Origin of the sequence: Athalassotoga sp., assembly GCF_049965695.1 — a bacterium.
Lineage (GTDB): Bacteria > Thermotogota > Thermotogae > Mesoaciditogales > Mesoaciditogaceae > Athalassotoga.
The window spans coordinates 46,505-65,229 of the sequence record NZ_JBMFWB010000004.1 but is presented as its reverse complement, the minus strand read 5'-3'; the positions used below and the strand labels follow the sequence as shown (position 1 = coordinate 65,229).

General features: G+C 41.0%; 13 protein-coding genes and 1 riboswitch. Of the genes, 8 read left to right on the top strand and 5 right to left on the bottom strand.

Translation table 11 applies throughout. The annotated features are described in order from the left end of the window. Nucleotides 1–4: 4 nt before the first annotated feature. Entirely contained in the window at nucleotides 5–550 is a 546-nt protein-coding gene (gene tsaE, locus ACP5NR_RS02210; RefSeq protein WP_428004344.1) for a tRNA (adenosine(37)-N6)-threonylcarbamoyltransferase complex ATPase subunit type 1 TsaE, read from the bottom strand. On the opposite strand from tsaE, the gene ACP5NR_RS02205 reads away from it, so the two are divergent. From ACP5NR_RS02205 to ACP5NR_RS02195, 3 genes are read left to right on the top strand one after another with little or no spacing between them, the layout of a single operon-like run. Then, nucleotides 507–1,793, top strand: a complete 1,287-nt coding sequence (locus tag ACP5NR_RS02205; RefSeq protein ID WP_428004343.1) for a DUF3887 domain-containing protein — start codon at nucleotides 507–509, stop codon at nucleotides 1,791–1,793. The genes tsaE and ACP5NR_RS02205 overlap by 44 nt on opposite strands. Next, the gene (locus ACP5NR_RS02200; RefSeq protein WP_428005883.1) at nucleotides 1,790–3,313 is read left to right on the top strand and encodes a gluconokinase; all 1,524 of its coding nucleotides are present in this window, start codon (nucleotides 1,790–1,792) and stop codon (nucleotides 3,311–3,313) included. The genes ACP5NR_RS02205 and ACP5NR_RS02200 overlap by 4 nt, the downstream gene beginning before the upstream one ends. Next, nucleotides 3,285–4,169, top strand: coding sequence for an SMP-30/gluconolactonase/LRE family protein (locus tag ACP5NR_RS02195; protein ID WP_428005882.1), 885 nt, complete (start codon nucleotides 3,285–3,287; stop codon nucleotides 4,167–4,169). The genes ACP5NR_RS02200 and ACP5NR_RS02195 overlap by 29 nt, the downstream gene beginning before the upstream one ends. Before the next feature lie 44 nt (nucleotides 4,170–4,213). Here ACP5NR_RS02195 and ACP5NR_RS02190 read toward each other — a convergent pair whose 3' ends face one another. The 4 genes from ACP5NR_RS02190 to ACP5NR_RS02175 all read right to left on the bottom strand — a co-directional run bounded on the left by ACP5NR_RS02190 (nucleotide 4,214) and on the right by ACP5NR_RS02175 (nucleotide 10,482). Continuing rightward, nucleotides 4,214–6,283: a phospholipase D-like domain-containing protein gene (locus ACP5NR_RS02190; RefSeq protein ID WP_428004340.1), complete on the bottom strand. Its 2,070-nt coding sequence runs from the start codon at nucleotides 6,281–6,283 to the stop codon at nucleotides 4,214–4,216. Between the two features lie 13 nt (nucleotides 6,284–6,296). Continuing rightward, the gene (locus ACP5NR_RS02185) at nucleotides 6,297–8,975 is read right to left on the bottom strand and encodes an AAA family ATPase (RefSeq protein ID WP_428004339.1); all 2,679 of its coding nucleotides are present in this window, start codon (nucleotides 8,973–8,975) and stop codon (nucleotides 6,297–6,299) included. A 6-nt stretch (nucleotides 8,976–8,981) separates the two neighbouring features. Continuing rightward, nucleotides 8,982–10,181, bottom strand: a complete 1,200-nt coding sequence (locus ACP5NR_RS02180) for a metallophosphoesterase family protein (RefSeq protein ID WP_428004338.1) — start codon at nucleotides 10,179–10,181, stop codon at nucleotides 8,982–8,984. A gap of 103 nt (nucleotides 10,182–10,284) precedes the next feature. Then, nucleotides 10,285–10,482 (bottom strand): cold-shock protein, encoded by a 198-nt coding sequence (locus tag ACP5NR_RS02175; RefSeq protein WP_428004337.1) that lies wholly within the window; start codon nucleotides 10,480–10,482, stop codon nucleotides 10,285–10,287. A gap of 511 nt (nucleotides 10,483–10,993) precedes the next feature. On the opposite strand from ACP5NR_RS02175, the gene dnaK reads away from it, so the two are divergent. From dnaK to ACP5NR_RS02150, 5 genes are all read left to right on the top strand, one after another. Continuing rightward, nucleotides 10,994–12,811, top strand: coding sequence for a molecular chaperone DnaK (dnaK, locus tag ACP5NR_RS02170; protein WP_428004336.1), 1,818 nt, complete (start codon nucleotides 10,994–10,996; stop codon nucleotides 12,809–12,811). Between the two features lie 110 nt (nucleotides 12,812–12,921). Beyond that, complete coding sequence (locus tag ACP5NR_RS02165; RefSeq protein WP_428004335.1) at nucleotides 12,922–13,380, top strand: Hsp20/alpha crystallin family protein; 459 nt, start codon at nucleotides 12,922–12,924, stop codon at nucleotides 13,378–13,380. Nucleotides 13,381–13,425: 45 nt separating this feature from the next. Next, nucleotides 13,426–15,852, top strand: a complete 2,427-nt coding sequence (locus tag ACP5NR_RS02160) for an ATP-dependent Clp protease ATP-binding subunit (protein ID WP_428004334.1) — start codon at nucleotides 13,426–13,428, stop codon at nucleotides 15,850–15,852. 14 nt (nucleotides 15,853–15,866) lie between these two features. Beyond that, nucleotides 15,867–15,974, top strand: a riboswitch (TPP riboswitch). A 42-nt stretch (nucleotides 15,975–16,016) separates the two neighbouring features. Beyond that, on the top strand, nucleotides 16,017–17,009 hold the full coding sequence (locus ACP5NR_RS02155; RefSeq protein WP_428004333.1) for a thiamine ABC transporter substrate-binding protein: 993 nt from the start codon (nucleotides 16,017–16,019) through the stop codon (nucleotides 17,007–17,009). After that, a complete protein-coding gene (locus ACP5NR_RS02150; protein ID WP_428004332.1) occupies nucleotides 17,006–18,589 on the top strand; it encodes an ABC transporter permease in 1,584 nt (527 codons plus the stop codon). The genes ACP5NR_RS02155 and ACP5NR_RS02150 overlap by 4 nt, the downstream gene beginning before the upstream one ends. The last annotated feature ends 136 nt before the right edge of the window (nucleotides 18,590–18,725 follow it).

Sequence of the window (18,725 nt, the reverse complement as noted above, 5' to 3'; positions counted from 1 at the left end):
TTTTTTATGCTTTGACAGAAAAATCACCTCTTAAAAATGCTTGATCGTAAAGTGAACCAGTCGAGGATAGCCTTACATTTCTATGATTTTCATCAACAAACTCGAATTCAATCTTGAAGTAATTTGCGGGCACATGAGCACCGAGTTTATCAGGCCATTCTATAAGACAAATGCCATCGGACTCGAGGTAGTCTTCTATTGGAAGTTCGTCCACTTCCATCTCGTTCAACCTAAACAGATCGATGTGATGGATTTTAAAACGTACTTCGTATTCATTAACTATCGTAAAGGTTGGACTCGTAACTTTACGACTGTTTCCACCAAGATGCTCAACAAGATAACGCACGAAAGTTGTCTTTCCCCCTCCCAAATCTCCTTCGAGAAGTACGACACTTCCGTCAAAAAGTATTTTCGCAAATTTTTTTGCTATCTCTTTAAGTGATCGTTCATCGACATTTTGAAATAAAGCCATCATCATGTATATTATAACAGAAGAGGTGATTTGAATGAAAAAGTTTGTTTTTACCTTTTTGTTTTTGTCTTTGCCCATCATGATTTTCGCAAATGACAACCTGCAAATCGCGAAGGAATTCATAATGAACCTATCCGTCGGGAATTTCAAAATGGCTGAATCCATGTACGATGAGGCTATGATGGCAGCACTGCCTTTGGCCAAAACCGAGGCAATTTGGAATCAAGTGGAGAGTCAGGCAGGAAAATTTCAATCCATAGAAAGCGTCAACGTATCTAACGTTCAAAATTACACCGTCTTCGTCTTTACGGTAAGTTTTTCAAAGGCTTTGCTTGATGTGACGGTTACCATCGATCAAAATTCAAAGGTCGCAGGTCTTTTCTTTAAACCCGCCACGCCTACCTATTCAATTCCGTCATATGTCAATCAATCAAAATTCAAAGTTGAAAAAACGACTATCGGAAATGATTTAAAAGTTCCGGCTGAAATTACCATCCCAGAAGGTAAAGGTCCTTTTCCCGCCGTTATTTTAATTCCCGGCTCCGGCCCGGAAAACATGGATGAATCAATAGGACCAAACAGACCGTTTGAAGACATTGCCTACGGCCTTTCAACCAACGGCATAGTCGTTTTAAGATACGATAAAAGCACCTACGTTTATCCAAAGGCATTCCAAAACGGCGATATACCCGTTAACCTTGAAAATGAATATTTCAAAGATGCACTCGACGGCATAAATTTTCTAAAGAGTCAAAATTACGTTGGGAAAATATTCGTTCTCGGTCACAGCGAAGGTGGTTATCTTGTACCCGAAATCGCAAAAATGTCAGGAGATATTTCGGGAATAATCATGTTAGCCGCGCCGGCAAGGAACTTACAGGATGTCACGATAGATCAACTTGAATATCTCATATCCCTATCCAACAACGCAACTGAAATATCCGCAATGAAATCCATCATAGTCCAACTTGAAGATATAAACAAACATACACTCAAAGATTCAGATATCGTAATGGGGGCTCCCGTAAGTTACTACTACGAACTTGAAAAATATAATCCTGTCGGCATTTTAAAAAATTTAGATATTCCAACCCTTATAATGCAAGGCGGGAAAGATTATCAGGTGACGGAAAAAGATTTTGACATTTTCAAGGCGGCATTTTCCCAAAATAAAAATTACACGTTCAAGTGGTATCCGAACCTTTACCATCTTTTCATAAAATGGGATGGTACACCATCTCCGGACGAGTATCTTGTCGAAGGTCATGTTGATGTCAATGTCATAGATGAGATATCAACATGGATCAAAAGTAATCAATGAAGTACTTAATAGGGACGGATATCGGAACAACTGCAACCAAAACAGTGGCTTACGATTTGAACGGCAGAACGATATTCAAATCTGAAGTTTGTTACAAACTTTTGATGCCAAAAATCGGAATGATAGAACAGGATCCGGATGAGATCTTTGATTCAGTACTCGATTCAATCGAAAAGGTTGTAAGGCAAATCGGTAAAAGTAACACGATCGCCGGCATAAGTTTCAGTGGCGCCATGCATAGCATCATCCCTATTGATAAAAACGGCGACAAACTTATGAACGCTGTAATTTGGGCAGACACTCGAAGTTCACAGGTAGCAAAAGATCTCAGAGAGAGCGGTGAAGGCTTTGCGATATATAAAAGCACGGGCACGCCGATTCATCCGATGCTGCCACTGTGTAAAATCATATGGTTAAAGTCCAACAAAAAAAACATTTTTGAAAAAACGTCAAAACTCATCTCAGTAAAAGAATACATATTTTACAAACTTTTCGGCCTGTACGTGATCGACCATTCCATGGCTTCAGGAACAGGTTTTTTGAATTTGAAAAACATGAAATGGGATGATACAGCGTTAAGAATTGCAGGCATAAATGAAAATATGCTCTCGGAGATCGTACCTGTAGATCATATTTTTAAGGGAATTAAAGATCTTTACGCTGCTAAAATTGGCATTGATCCTGAAGTGCCATTTATCATTGGCGGTGCAGACGGCCCGCTTGCCAATCTCGGATCGGGCGCCGTGCAAAAAGGTATTTCTTCCGTAAGCGTTGGCACAAGTGGAGCGATGAGAGTTATCTCGGACAGCCCCGTTGTGGATCGGAAGATGAGAACTTTTACCTATGTCCTTGATGAGTCACATTTCACAATTGGCGGTGCCGTAAGCAATGCCGGCATGGCCGTTAAATGGTTTATGGACAATTTCGGTGGAAAGATCGACTCAACGATGGCAAAAGCCTCAAAGATAAAGGCCGGATCGGATGGCCTCGTCTTTCTGCCTCATCTAACAGGTGAAAGAAGTCCATACTGGGATGCCAGTCTGAGGGGAGTTTTTTTCGGAATGAACATCTACCACAAAAAGCCTCACTTTTTAAGAGCAACGCTTGAGGGCATAGGATATAGCCTTTACGATGTTGATCTTGCCCTTGAAGAAATCACAGGAAAGATAGATGAGGTACATCTAAGCGGGGGGATGACGAGATCTAAATTATGGATAAAAATACTCGCAGATGTACTGGGCAAAAAAGTTCTAACGATGAAAAATGACGACAGTTCCGCTTTTGGTGCGATGATCGTTGGGATGAAGGCGCTAAAAATCATAGACAATTTCGATGAAGTCAAAAATTTTTTTCTTATCTCCAAAACTTACTTTCCAGATGCCAAAAATCATGATGTTTATATGAAGATCTTCGAAATTTACAAAATGCTTCATGATGATCTCAAAAAGGATTTTAAAAATATCGTTGAATTTCAAGAGGGAAGTGATAAAGATGGAACAGAGGGTAGATCTTTTACTTGATTCAGGCGCAATTGTTGCGGAAAGTCCATCGTGGGATGCCAAAAATAAATTACTTTATTGGGTTGATATAGACGGCAAAAAAGTCCATATCTACGATCCGTCGAAAAATGAAGATAAAATCATAAACTCAAATCAGTATGTCGGATGCATTGCACCGAATAAATCAGGCGGTGCAATTCTCGCGATGCACCACGGCATCTACTTTCTCAACTTTGAAACGGAAGAATTCACATTCGTGTGCGATCCTGAAAGTGACAAGCCAGATAACAGATTTAACGACGGGAAATGTGATGCATATGGAAGATTTTGGGCAGGCACTATGAACTTGGAAGAAAAGGATCCTTTAGGCGCACTTTACAGAATAGACAGGGATCACAGCGTGACCAAGATGGTCGATAAGGTCACGGTATCAAACGGAATTGCATGGAATCCTGATAATTCGATCATGTATTACATAGATACAAGGACAAAAAGCGTTTTTGCATTTGATTACGATCTCAAAGCAGGATCGATTTCAAACAGACGCGTGGCGGTAAAAATTCCAGACGGTCAGGGCTCTCCCGACGGTATGACGTCGGATTCAGAAGGCATGATATGGGTAGCCCACTGGGGTGGATGGCGTATTTCAAGATGGGATCCGCGCAACGGAAAATTGATAGAGGTTATAAATATCCCTGTTGAAAAGGTAACTTCATGCGTTTTCGGTGGAGACGATCTTGATGAACTTTACATAACGACGGCAAGTCGCGGACTGAACACGGATGGATTAAAAAAGCAACCCCACGCGGGCGGAATTTTCAAATACAAAACGCATGTCAGGGGTATGCCAACTTACGCATACGACGAAAAAAAATAGGCGGTCAATGACCGCCTTTAATTTTAAACATCAACGTTTAGATTTCAATTTATAGACACGGCGTATATCTCATGTGTGTTGTTGTACTGAACGGATATTCCCACGACTGTCACTGTACTTCCGTTTTGCGGCAATGTGCCTTTTGCCATGTAAACGGTGGCAGATCCCGAACCATCGTTAACATCGAACATCGTGCCTTTTGCGTTTGAAACGACGCCTGTGACCTGAACCAAGACTTCAGAATATTTTGCAAAATCTCCGGTCTTTATGACTAAAGGAAGAGGCGCGGAAGTTTGACCTATCACCTTTACAGAAGTTACATCCACCTCAAAAGAGTTGTTGTATGAAGTAAAACTTCCCGAAAATTCGACTATATCGCCGGGTTTTATGTTTCCGTACTGACCGTAAATTCTTAAACCGTAACCATTTGAAAAAACATAAGCGTTGGAAGCACTTACAATGGCAGAAACAACGCCTGTCGATTTAACCGTCTGGTTGAAATATACCTGAACGTTCGATAGCAGTTCCGGAATTGTCGGACTTGTGTTCAAATGAATGCTCTCGAGGATCGGCGTGTAAGTATTCGCGGCATAAAAATTCGTTGCGGCCAGCACGTAATTGCCGTTATCGTTTACGATTATGCCTTCGGCGTAGACATCGGTGCCATCGCTAACAGACGGCATCATACCGAGAGAAGAAAATCTGACCGTCTGACCGTCCTTTCCAAGCAAATAAGTACCCGTATCCGAAACTTTAACCGTGCCCTTAAGCATCACAAGCAATCCATCGTAATTCGCGAGTTTATCGAATGAAGGCTCAAATGGGAAAGAAAGCAAGTTCTCGGATATGACCTCGGGCAGCGTAACGGCAGAAATTTCAAGTTGTCCCCTGTAAGTGTCCACAGATCCGACAACGCGGACAGTTTGTCCTGCTTTGAGGATCAACTCCGGATTTGCAACACTTCCAAGCCATAGTTCTATTCCGGCTATTTTCCCACCGTAAGTGTAAGACATGAAAACGGTTGGCCCGAAGACGCCCTCGATCGTTCCAACGGTTTTAACGAGTTTGTTTGCGTATGCGTAAGGAGTCGAAACTATCTGGGTGAGCAACGCCATTTGTGAAGATGGCAATTCGGCAGGCATAATTGAAACATCATTCCAAAGATCGTCAAATTGAGAGACAGCCTGAGATATCAAAGCATTATTTGAAAGTATTATGCCGACTTCTCTGTTCTGCATCATTGAAGTGTAGGAAACATTTTCCGATCCTATGAAAAGATAATTGCTATCTGAAACTATCATTTTGGCATGAACGTAAGGAGATTTCAGAATTCCAACCTTTACGCCTGCAGTAGCGAGTGTGGCGAGATTGTATTTGTCAGACATCGATTTTGCACTTGATTCGGGCTCCATAAGCCTAACGTCAACGCCTCTTTTTGCCGCATTTTCAAGGGCTACAAACACTTTTCCTTCCGGTACCTCTTCTTCGGCTATCGATAGACTTGTTTTTGCACTGTCTATAAGCCAGACAAGATCGCTCTCGCTGTTTGGACTGAGGACAAGATATTCTCTCGGGGCAGATCCAACCTTGACGTTATTCCAGTCTGCGTTGAAAACGTCAAGCAAAGATTTGACTATCTGTGGATCGTGGGTCGCAACGTCTGCCTCAAAATTTTGTGCTATGCCGCTGTAAGTGAGGTTGGATGTGCCAAAAACAGCGTACGAATCATCGACAATCATGACTTTTGCGTGATCGAAGGTAAATCGGGATGGTGCCCATTGCACCTGAGCCCCCATCGATGTAAGCGTTTTGTAGGCGGAATCGGCCTGCGCCTGCATGTTGTAAGGATGCTGGTCGAGTATAACTTTAACGTTGACTCCACGCTTTACGGCGCTGTTTATCGAGTTGAAGACATCATTAGCCGTTATGACGTACATCTCAATTTTCAAAGAAGTTTTAGCGCTTTTTATTGCGTTCAAAAATGGCGTTTCACCGGCAGCCGGTTCGAAAAAAATGCTTGTCACGCTTGACGGAGAACTGATGACAGGTTGCGAAAAAGCCACAATACCAAACAAAGCAGCAAGAATGAACACAAAAACGGATAACTTCTTCATACTTCCACCTCCATTAATTTTCGACGGTTGTCACGCCGTCGATATTTTTAAGTATTATTATCTTTTCTGTCATCTCTTTGAAAGAATCGTCGTGAGTGACGATTATGACTTGATCCATATCTTCGAGCAATTCTGGCAAAGACTCCGAAAGCGCACTTCTTCGATCTGCATCAAGGTTAACCGTCGGCTCATCGAAAATGGCAAAACCGGATCTTGAAAAGAAGGTTGCCATGGCCATTCTCATGGCAAGCGCAAGAGACATCTGTTCCCCGCCGGATAGCATTTCAAAATTTCTGTCCGATGGCGTACCGCCGTTGTAAGTTAAAAGATGAAGATCATAATCTTGGGCCCATTTCACGATGTCCGATCTCTTGGTCATCATGTTGTATTTGTCTGTCGCCTTTGAAGATATCAAATCGCGGTACGTGGATGATATCTTAGAACCCATATCGTCGAGTAAACTCCTCAAAGATTTTGAAAAGGATATTTTGGTTGATATCTTGTTCATGGCGCTTTTGATCCCTTCAAGTTGTGATTTCTTTTCTTCCATTTCTTTTTTTGCCTTCAACATTTCTGACATAGATCCGTTCAATTCTCCGAGTTTTTGCCGCAGAGATCCCATCTCTTCGTTCAGCCTGTCAAGTTTTGATCTGGCTGCTTGCAAATCCTGTGCCTTGTATGAATTTTTGGATTCTTCGATTTCATCTGAAATCTTATGAATTTCAGACTCGAGTTCTGATTTTTCATTCGTTGCAACTTCTAATTCTCGCTTTATCTTATCAAGCCTTGAAGCGTTCATAATGTTTTGGTTGTACAGTTCATACCCTGCCTTCACTTTTTGCATTTCTTCCTGATCCTTTGATCGTTCTTCTTGAAGGATGTTGATGTTTTCTTTCAACTCATTCTCTTTTATGATTTTTGCCGATAATCCGTTGATATTTTCATTTATGGCATCGATTTTTTTGGACATCTCCGAGATATCTTTACCGAGATTTTCATTTGTCAAATTAAGTTCCGCTTTTCTTTTTTCCAAAAGATCGATTTGTTTCTTTTGAAGGTCTATTTCGGATTGAATCTGCGAGGTTTTTTGATAGGCTTCCCTTCCTTTTTGATTTTTCTCATCCAAAAGTTTTTCGATAAGTGTTGACCTTTCATCTTCCATTTGTTTGTTTTTCTTTATCTTTTCATCGATTTCTAACTTTTGCTTTTTAAGATTTGACAATTCATCATCTAACGCTTTTATGCGCGGATCGAAGTAAGCGGCGGGATCTCCTTTCATGTTAAGACATTTTTCTCTAAGATATGGACATATTCCGCCTAACAGAGTTGATTTTGCCTCTTCAAGCGCTTTTATTTTTGAACGTGTTTCCGTTATGGATTCGTTCTTTCGATCGAGAAGGGTGCGCAGTTTTTCTTCTTCTTCGATTTTGCCGGAAAGCGCGTCAAAAACCTTTTTGCCTTCAGAATCAAAGTGGTTCGATATCGTACCGTAATCTTTTTTTGCCAAATTCATCTTGATTTCTTTAATTTCTTCGGAGATCGATTTGTATAATTCGTTTGCCTTTAAAAGCGCAACTTTCAGATCATCGGCCGTTTTGGAGTGAAATACGATCTCCTGCGATTGAACATTCATCGCTTCCTGATTTTCGACGATTCTTTTTCTGTCAGATTCTATGTTAGAAATGATCTTTTCTTTTTGATTTTTCTTTAAATTCATGTCATCTTTTATGGACTGAATTAAATCAAGCGATTTCATAATTTTTGAAATTTCATCGTTTGTTTTTTTGACCTTCTCCGATATCTCGTTGTAACGATTGTAATCTTGAACATACCTTTCAAGTATCTGGGCGGATCGTTGCGATCCTTCGGCATCCTTTGAAAGTTTTTCGATCTGCTTTTGAAGGCCTTCAATTTTAACGTCCAACGTACTTTTTTTCGAAGAAAGCATTTTGATTTTGTCACCTATTTTTGTTTGCTCATCGATAAAAATATCGATTTCGGATTTTTGCGCTTCTGAATCGTGAATTGCCTTTTGAACCTTTTCCATTTCTTTTTTTATTTCGGCCATGAGATCGTCAAGTGCTTTTTCCTTTTCGATTTCTGATTCGAGGTATTGTGCTTTTACGGTCAGATCACCCAGATCTTTATCCAGTTTATCGGTGTAATTTTTGACATGGGTCGAGGAGATGAATTTGTATATTTCCGTGTTGAACAGGGTGTTGAAGAATTCATTTCTTTTGGCCGGAGTGCGGGCAAAAACATCCGTTATGTCGTTTTGATAGGCCGTTATGATGTTTTTGTATATTTCTTCGGGATCGCTGGAATCAATTTGAAAAATCTGTTTTATCTTTTCACCTACCTTTGCGGCATTATCCACGATCATGCCTCTGTCATCCACAAGACGTACTTTTGATTGACGACTCGATATTTCTCGCGTTAGCGTGTAATTCATTCCATCGCCGTCATCGAATTCTATTTTTATCGTTGAGCCGTCATTTTTTACGTCATTTGTTATGAATTTAGAGAGATTCACCTTGTTGGTAATGCCAAAAAATCCGAGCCCTATCGCCTGAAGTATACTTGATTTTCCAGAACCGTTCGGGCCGATTATCAAATTCAATCCAGGTGAAAAAGATATGTAAGAATTCACATGGCTTTTAAAATTCTCGAGTTTCACGGATTTGATTTTCATATCAGATCACTCCGTGATTTTGTCAAAAAGGTCATCGATAATTTTAAAGGCATCTTCTTGAAGCGATATTTTTTTAAGCGCGTCTATGACTTCTACCACGCTGCCAGAGTGTTTTCCAAATTTTTCGTCTTTGGATACGATCGAATTCTCAATATCGTAAAGGTCGATATAATCTTTATCATCGTGCTTCGCATGATCGCTAAGTTGCCTTACCGTTATTTTTCCCTTTAAAGCACCCATGTTTTCCATTTCATTCTCAAATTCATTGATGTTTATGTCGAGAAATGTGCCAAAAGGAATACCAACGTTGACCATGTAAATGCAATTCGTTTCAACAGGATTTTCTTCGATCATCTTTGAAAACGCATGCTTGAATTCATCGGCATTTCCTGTCTCCAATTTTATCGTTTTTTCTATCTTCAATCTTCTTTTTGATTCAAAAAAATCAACAGAGCCGTCTTCGGTGTCGTAGATAAAAAAACCTTTTTCTCCCGATTCGGAAAGGTCCCAGTATTCAGGAGCGCCGGGAATGAAAATTTTAGACTTCTCGAGTGCGTAAATATGTTTTTGGTGTGCATGGCCAGAAGCGATGTAAAGGCATTTTCCATCAAAAGGTGAAAAATCTTTCAGTTCCACAAAACCCGGCATGATGAGCGTTTGTTGATCGCTTACGCCTGCGTGGATAACGACGATGTTACGATCGCCTGCGTCGAGTATTTGACCGAGAGATTCAATGTATTCAGGAAAGTTTATTCCCTGATATCCTATGCCGTAGAACTTCACACCGTCAATTTCAACCATGCCTCCGGTGTTTCCGTTCCACGGTTCAAAAAAGACCTTTCCATCTTTGATGGAAGGTCTTAGAATTATCATGTAATTTTTATCTTTCAGGTAATCAAGCCATGAAGAACTTTCAAAGTCGAACAACCTATCATGATTTCCTTCAATGGCTATGACTTTTATGTTGGCATCTTTTAAGATTTTGAAAATGTCTTCGGCCTTTTCAAGTGAATCCGGTGAAAGATCTTTCTTATCAAAGATGTCCCCCGATATGATGACCATATCGATATCTTTTGAAATTGCAAAATCAACTATTGCGCGAAAGGAACTGAAATAATCTTCGTACCTTGCCTTGAAGTACTGCGAATAAATCGAACCTGAAACTTTTCTTCCAAGATGAAGGTCAGAGCAATGCAAAATTTTCACAGTTTCACCTTCTTCCGCCAGAGTTAATTATTATAACACAAAAAATATAAAAAAAGCCCGATTGATTCGGGCTTTTCATTTTTTTCGATGTCAGATCAAAAAATCAAGCAAGTTTAACGTTCGATGCCTGTTTCCCTTTTGAACCTTCACTGATGTCGAAGACAACAGGTTGATTCTCTTTCAAGTTTTTGTAGCCATCCATCTGAATTGCTGAGTAATGAACAAAAATGTCATTACCATCTTCCATCGTTATGAAACCGTAGCCTTTCTTGGCATCGAACCACTTAACAGTACCTTTCATCTGTGTTACCTCCTTAAAAATTATTGCCCTTTCGAACAACATACCTTATTGTACCACGTAAATTTAATAAAATCAATAGGCGAATTGATTATGTAGAGACGGGCATATAGCAGGCGAATAGCCTATGGCAAAAACAAAACAGTGACGAGTGACGCTTAATCAGCAAAACAGCACGTGGCGGGTAGCCAGTGGCATGTAGAAAAAATAGTAACGCGTGATCAGTAACGAGTAAGCAGCCAAAGGCAAAAGGCGATTCCAGTTCTTCGACTGGAATGACATCGGGCGGAGAGCATGATGCCGCGAGGTGGCCGACGCACAAAAAAGCACATGGCATCCGATCTGATTATCAGTTATAAATTAAGATTGCTTAACATATAAGTAAATATAAAATTGATATCGCCTAAATCATTATAATACATGGCTTAAAAATTTGATATGAAAATTAGATCCCCTCTTGACATAAGGATAAGAGTTGATTATAATTTTAATTGAAAATGTGGAGGTGACATGAATGTCTGAAAGAGAATATGTTGTGGGAATAGACCTTGGAACGACGAATTCGGAAATAGCGATTGTAAAAGACGGGAAACCTGAAGTTATAGCTAATGCTGAAGGCTCAAGGCTTACTCCTTCCGTTGTGGCTTTTACAAAAACGGGCGAGGTGCTTGTCGGAGAACCAGCAAAGAGGCAAGCTATCTTGAATGCCGAAAGAACCGTGAGATCTATAAAGCGTCAGATGGGTACAAATAACAAAGTTAAGATTGATAATAAAGATTACACGCCACAAGAGATAAGCGCTTTTATACTTAGAAAGATGAAAAATGATGCCGAAGCCGTGCTTGGCGGGAAGATAACGAAGGCCGTTATAACCGTACCTGCTTATTTTGAAGATGCACAGCGTCAGGCGACCAAAGATGCTGGCAGAATAGCAGGTCTCGAGGTTATGAGGATTATAAACGAACCTACCGCGGCAGCCCTTGGATATGGTATAGATAAAAGCAAAGATGAAATGATAATCGTATGCGATCTGGGCGGAGGCACTTTCGATGTTTCTTTGCTTGAGATAGGTGGCGGTGTTATCGAGGTAAAAGCGACAAGTGGAAATAACCATCTTGGAGGAGACGACTTTGATCAGAGAATAATGGACTGGCTTATCGACAACTTCAAAAAAGAAACCGGAGTAGATCTCAGCGGCGATAAGCAAGCGATGCAAAGGCTAAAGGATGCCTCTGAACGTGCAAAGATAGAACTCACGACGAAGATGGAAACAGAAATAAATCTGCCTTACATCACGGCAGATGCGAATGGTCCGAAACATCTTCAGGTCTCTCTTACGAGGGCGAAATTAGAAAGTTTGATCCGCGATATAGTTGAAAAAATGAGAGATCCGATAGAGACTGTGCTTAACGATTCGAAAATAGCCATTGAAGATATAGGTGAAATTTTGCTTGTCGGTGGACCGACGAGAATGCCAATAGTTCAGGATTTTCTGAAGAATATATTTCACAAAGAGCCATCGAAGGCTGTTAATCCAGATGAGGCCGTTGCAATAGGCGCTGCCGTCGAGGCATCGATACTTGCCGGCGAAACGAAGAGAGAAGTTGTGCTCGTCGATGTTACACCGTTATCTCTCGGCGTCGAGGTCAAAGGCGGACTCATGCACAGAATAATTCCGAGAAACACCACTGTGCCAACGAAGAAATCCGAAGTCTTCACGACCGCAGAAGATGGTCAGACGGAAGTGGAGATAAATGTACTTCAAGGCGAAAGAGAACTTGCAGGAGACAACAAATCGCTTGGAAGATTTAATCTCACCGGTATTCCGCCGGCTCCAAGGGGTATTCCTCAAATAGAGGTTACCTTTGACATAGATTCTGAAGGCATAGTTCACGTTTCAGCCAGAGACAAAGCAACTGGAAAAGAACAATCGATAGTCATAAGTGGAAGTTCAAATCTTTCAGAAGAAGACATAAAGAAAATGGTCGAAGATGCGAAAAAATTCCAGGAAGAAGACGCAAAACGCAAACAGCAAGTCGAAATGAAAAATCAGGCTGATTCTCTTGTCTATCAAACGGAAAAATTGCTCAACGATCAAGGTTCGAAGATAGATCCTGCACTTCGTGCCGAAACTGAAAATATCGTCAAAGATCTTAAAGATGCGCTTGAAAAGAACGATTACGCAAGGATAAAAGTGCTGACAGACGATTTACAGAAAAAATCCCAGCAAATAGGTCAGACACTTTATCAAAAGACGGCCGGTTCACAACCTGGCAATGGGAATGGCACTTCAAGCGATGACACTGTGAATGCGGAGTATCAAGGAAAATAAAAAATTGAGGTGGCCGACGCTGCGCAGCGAGGACCAGACACCGAAGGGCGAATGCGAGAGCGATGATTCGAAATTTGAATTTTAACGTATATATAATGGAGGTGGTTTTTATGGCCATTGAAAAGAGAAGAGAAAGTGAGGAACTGGATATTTACAGACCCTTTGAGGAAATGCAAAGGGTGATGGACAGGTTCTTCGAGGAATTTCCAAAGATATGGCCGGCGACTATTTCTAACGAAATGTTCACCCCGGCAGTTGATATCTCAGAGACCGACAAAAGTTACGAGTTTGAAATTGAATTGCCGGGCATGAAGCGAGAGGATGTTCAGATCGAAGTTAATGACGGCATATTGACTGTAAGCGGTGAAAAACGGGAAGAAAAGAAAGAAGATAAAAAAGGATACAAAAAGATCGAAAGAAGTTACGGTAAGTTTGAAAGATCTTTCTCGCTTCCTGCGGATGTCGACGACAAAAACATAAGCGCGAAATTTGAAAACGGACTTTTAAACATATCGATACCGAAGAGCCCTGAAGCAAAGTCGGCCAAAAGAAAGATAGAGATAAAGTAAATTGGAAAGGGGCTTTGGCCCCTTTCTTTTTTGGAGGTGTTTTAAATGTTTAACCTTGAAGAATACACAGAAAAAGCATCGAATATAATGATGTCAACTCAAGATTTACTTTCAAGATACGGACAGGATCAATTAAGGTCCGAGCATATATTGCTTGCACTTATAGAAGACGAAGAAAATGCGGCGATAGATGCTTTGAAAAATCTGAAGGTCAATATTCAAAAACTAAAAGATAAAACTGAGGAATTCGTCAAAGAGTACGGAGGTAATCCCGCTTCAACCGGCAGCGTAAAGCAGATGTATCTGACGCCAGATGCCAGACATGTACTCGAAAGTGCCAAAAGCGAGGCCGGTCGAATGGGAGACGAAAAAATCGGAACAGAGCATCTTTTGCTTGGAATGGTGAAAACTTCCGATTCTATGGCCGCACGTGTTTTGATGAGATTTGGAGTAAACGATGAGAAAGTTTACAACGCCATTCTTGCGGTCAGAAAGGCTGGAAAATCAAAGGAATCTGAAAATTTAGATGCACTCTCAAAATTCACAACGGATCTCACGCAACAGGCAAAAGATGGAAAACTCGACCCCGTGATAGGCCGTGACGAAGAGATGGAAAGAATGATAGAGATCCTCGGCAGGAAAAGAAAAAATAACCCGGTTCTCATAGGTGATCCTGGTGTCGGGAAAACGGCCATAGTCGAAGGACTTGCCCAACTTGTCGCTTCTGGTAAAATTCCTGATTACATGATGGACAAAAGAATACTTTCCCTCGACATGGGCAGACTCGTGGCCGGTACCAAATTTCGCGGTGAGTTTGAAGAAAGGCTCAAAAGTCTTATAGATGCCGTGAAAGGATCGGATGGAAAGGTCATACTTTTCATAGATGAACTGCATACGGTTGTCGGGGCTGGAAGTGTCGAAGGAGGCAGTTTGGATGCATCGAATATGCTCAAGCCGGCTCTTGCCCGCGGTGAGTTAAGATGCATAGGCGCAACAACACTTGAAGATTACAGAAAATACATAGAAAAAGATAAGGCGCTCGCAAGGAGATTTCAATCTATAAACGTCGATGAGCCAACTGAAGAAGAAACAATAAAAATTCTTTCAGGACTTAAACAGTCTTACGAGGCACATCACGGTGTTGAAATAGAAAATGCGGCAATAGAGATGGCCGTTAAACTTTCATCGAGATACATAACCGACAGATTTCTCCCTGACAAAGCCATAGATCTCATAGATGAAGCGGCGTCAAGGGTAAAATTCGAAAATTCGTTCATCCCCTCAGAAATAATCGAAAGTCAGAATAAAATATCAGAGTTGGAAGAAGAAATAAACGATGCCGCAATTGCAGGAGATTATCAAAAAGCGGCCTTGAAAAAATCAGAACTTGAGAAAGTAAAGGGTGAATTTTCAAAAGTTCAGGAAGAATGGAAAAAGCATCAAGAAAATATACCGAAAGTTGTCAATGTGGACGTTATAGCGAAGATAGTCGAAAGATGGACCGGCATTCCTGTGAGTAGACTCATGGAGGATGAGAGAAATAAACTCATCAACCTCGAAAAGATCATCCACCAAAGGATCGTCGATCAGGAAGAAGCCGTAAACGTTATTTCGTCCACCATAAGAAGGGCAAGGGCAGGTCTTAAAGATCCAAACAGACCGATGGGTACTTTTCTCTTCGTCGGGCCGACTGGAGTGGGAAAAACCGAAACTGCCAAATCTTTGGCTTGGGCACTTTTCAACAGTGATAATGCCTTGATAAGAATAGACATGTCCGAGTACTCTGAAAAGCATACCGTTTCAAGACTTATAGGTGCTCCTCCGGGGTACGTTGGTTATGAAGAAGGCGGTCAGTTAACCGAAGCCGTAAGAAGACGTCCGTACAGCGTCATTTTGCTTGACGAGATAGAAAAAGCCCATCCGGAAATTTTCAACTCGCTCCTGCAGGTACTCGATGACGGCAGACTCACGGATGGAAAGGGAAACACCGTTGATTTCAGAAATACGGTGATAATAATGACATCAAACATAGGATCGGATTACATACTCGAAAGCGTGGAAAACGGGAAAAGAGAATACCTTGACGAAACCATGGTTCAGGAGTTGAGAAAATATTTCAAACCTGAGTTTTTGAACAGAATAGATGCAATGGTTGCGTTTAAACCTTTAGAGAAATCTCATATGGAATTCATCGTGGACAATTTCATATCAAAAATACGAAAGAATCTTGAAAACAAAAAGATTGACATTGAAATAACGCGGAAGGCGAAATCATTACTTGCTCAAAAAGGATACGATCCTGCCTTCGGCGCAAGGCCTTTGAGGCGCGTGATAGAGTTTGAAGTCGAAGATAAAATAGCGGACATGATAATATCAAACAAGATATCAGAAGGAGATAAAATCACCATAGACGAAGAGGACGGGATGATAACCGTAAACGTCGATCGAAATCTTGCGAATACAAAAATATGATAATGTGGTAAAATATGATCGTAACGGGGAGCCAGTGAACTGGCTGAGAGGAGGCTTAAAGCCTCGACCCTTTGAACCTGATCCGGTTAATACCGGCGAAGGGAAATAAGGATGAACTGGCCATCTCCGTGAGAGATGGCTTTAATTTTTTGGAGGTGGTTATTTTGAAAAAATACTTTTTGTTGATCGCATCGATCGTTTTGCTTATCGGAGTCGGCTTTGCCGGCGATACCCTTACGATATACACCTACAGCAGTTTTGTCTCCGGCATTGGCAACGAGATCAAGCCTGTTTTTGAAAAAATGTACAACTGCAAGATCAATTTTGTATCCATGGAAAGTGGAAATATCGTGGCAAGGTTGATCCTTGAGAAGTCTAACCCTAAAGCCGATGTTGTGATAGGTCTGCCTCAAAGCCAGATTCCAAAAGTTTTGGATGAAAACTTGCTTACACCTTATGAGCCAACGGATATCGCAAGCATCGTTGACAAATCTTTTCTCATCGATCCGCAATACAGAGTCATTCCATTTGATTACGGAGCCCTTGCTATAGACTATAACCTTAAAACCATATCGAATCCTCCCCAAACTTTTGAAGCACTTTTAAATCCTGAATATGCACATACCCTCGTCATCGAAGATCCGAGGACTTCAACAACAGGCCTTGACTTTCTTTTATGGACAATTGGAATTTACGGGAACAACTGGCAAAACTACTGGGAAAAACTTGTTCCAACTATAAAGACCGTTACAAGTGGATGGGACAGTGCTTTTCAAATGCTTGAAAGTGGAGAAGCAAAAATGATGGTAAGTTTTGCAACGGACGAGGCTTACAACTATTACTACTACAACGGTTCTGACATAGGCGTCGTCATTCCAAATGGCGAGGCATATGTCATGGTTGAATACGCGGGTATCGTGAAGGGAACTCGCAATCTTGCACTTGCAAAGGATTTTATGAATTTCATGCTTTCGAAAGATTTTCAGTCGGCAATTCCTTTAAATCAATGGATGTATCCCGTTACAAATGTGCCGCTTCCAAAAGTTTTCATCGATCATGCTCCTTCAATAACGAAAACCATAACGATCCCGCTCGATCAAATTTCCGATTCTCTCTCAAATTGGATCACCCAATGGACAGAGATAATCGTTAAATGAAGAAAAGTATCTTTTTCGAACTTACCCCTGCCATCTTTTTCACGGCGGGGGCTTACATCTTTCCGATTGTCATACTCTTCGTCTACACTTACAAATTAAATGGCAACGTTTCGATCTTCAACACCCTTAACTTTCAAATATTCAAATTCACGACTTATCAGGCCGTTTTGTCCACAATGCTTGCCGTTGCCATGGGTTTGCCCGGGGCATACCTTATCGGGAGGACGAAATTCAAATTCAAAGGAATCTTTATGGCACTTTCAACCGTGCCATTCGTCATGCCATCTATTTCCATGACGTTGGGTTTTATATCTTTCTTCGGTCACAGTGGTGTATTAAACGCATATTTTTTATGGCCGATTTTTCATGTGAGGTTTGAGCCGCTTTTCACTTTGCTTGGCGTTGTCATGGGAAACGCTTTTTACAATTTTCCTCTTACCATGGTGATAGTCGGCAGCGCAATCTCAACCCTTGATCCGATATACGCCGAAGCGGCGAAAATAGATGGTGCATCGAGATTGAGAAGTTTCATTTCCGTTGAATTACCGATTCTGTTGCCATCCATAATAGCATCGGCATTGCTTATCTTCATCTATTGTTTTACTTCTTTTACCGTCATGCTTGTCATAGGTGGATCACAATTTTCGACACTTGAAGTGCAGATTTACATGTATCTCACGACGTTACTTGATTTCAAAGGAGCAATAGGACTTACTTTGATTCAAATATGCTTGGTAGGGTTGATAGCATCTGTATTCTCGATTCTGAGAAAATCCGCAGGTACCTTTTCTCAAGAAGTATCGCGGACAAATTCAAAGTTTCCTTCATGGGGATTGTTTTACATACTGGGCATATCCGTATTTGTCTTTGGCCCTATTTTGTCCCAGATTTTCACCGGATTTTGGAACTTTCAAAATTCAACTTTCACACTCGAATGGTTTGAAAGGTTATTTTCCGGCAGGATGGATCCTTACATAGGGAATTCGGTGCTTTCTTCAATTTTATGGACTTTTGCCTTTTCGAGTTTAAGTGCGATTTTGACGGTAGCGCTTTCGATCACTGCGGCACATGCGGTGACAAAAATCAAAGTTCCGATTTTTGACGCGCTTTTCACATCTGCCCTTGCCGTTTCACCCGTTACTCTCGCTTTTGGATATCTCGCAGTTCAAAATTACATACCTCTGACATTTCCGTTCGAAATAATTCCAATATACACGATGCTATCATTTCCCATAGGATTTCAAACCATACTGGCAGGCTGGCAGAGATTCCCGTCGGAAATAGACGAAGCCGCCTCGGTTGACGGTGCAAATTGGTTTCAAAAAACGTTCATGATAAGAATTCCTGTTTTAAAACCTCAGATAATTTCAACTTTTTTCTTTGCTTTTGCCATTTCAATGGGAGAAATGGGTGCAACGCTTGTACTTTACGATCCCCGATTTCCAATGATATCCGCAAGCGCTTACAAATTATTTTCATCGATGCATGTTCCGGAAGCACAGGCCTTCGGTGCAATTTTGACGATTGTGACATTTGCGATTTTTTACGTACTTGAAAGACCAATTTTAAGAGATAATTGATTGTTTTCAACGTTTTTTTCGTAATTAGGACCAATTAAACGAATTTATCTTTTGCTTTCGCTTTTTATCTCAAGTTATCTTCAAAATTTTTGTTTTTAACGTTTTTTGTTGTATGATCTTATTTGTGGGAAAGGAG

Excerpts from the sequence above, each read along its gene's own strand:
- ACP5NR_RS02190 (WP_428004340.1), bottom strand. The coding sequence starts at position 6,283 with ATGAAGAAGTTATCCGTTTTTGTGTTCATTCTTGCTGCTTTGTTTGGT.
- ACP5NR_RS02185 (WP_428004339.1), bottom strand. The coding sequence starts at position 8,975 with ATGAAAATCAAATCCGTGAAACTCGAGAATTTTAAAAGCCATGTGAAT.
- ACP5NR_RS02195 (WP_428005882.1), top strand. The coding sequence starts at position 3,285 with ATGGAACAGAGGGTAGATCTTTTACTTGATTCAGGCGCAATTGTTGCG.
- dnaK (WP_428004336.1), top strand. The coding sequence starts at position 10,994 with ATGTCTGAAAGAGAATATGTTGTGGGAATAGACCTTGGAACGACGAAT.
- ACP5NR_RS02175 (WP_428004337.1), bottom strand. The coding sequence starts at position 10,482 with ATGAAAGGTACTGTTAAGTGGTTCGATGCCAAGAAAGGCTACGGTTTC.
- ACP5NR_RS02165 (WP_428004335.1), top strand. The coding sequence starts at position 12,922 with ATGGCCATTGAAAAGAGAAGAGAAAGTGAGGAACTGGATATTTACAGA.
- ACP5NR_RS02160 (WP_428004334.1), top strand. The coding sequence starts at position 13,426 with ATGTTTAACCTTGAAGAATACACAGAAAAAGCATCGAATATAATGATG.
- tsaE (WP_428004344.1), bottom strand. The coding sequence starts at position 550 with ATGGGCAAAGACAAAAACAAAAAGGTAAAAACAAACTTTTTCATTCAA.
- ACP5NR_RS02150 (WP_428004332.1), top strand. The coding sequence starts at position 17,006 with ATGAAGAAAAGTATCTTTTTCGAACTTACCCCTGCCATCTTTTTCACG.
- ACP5NR_RS02200 (WP_428005883.1), top strand. The coding sequence starts at position 1,790 with ATGAAGTACTTAATAGGGACGGATATCGGAACAACTGCAACCAAAACA.
- ACP5NR_RS02205 (WP_428004343.1), top strand. The coding sequence starts at position 507 with ATGAAAAAGTTTGTTTTTACCTTTTTGTTTTTGTCTTTGCCCATCATG.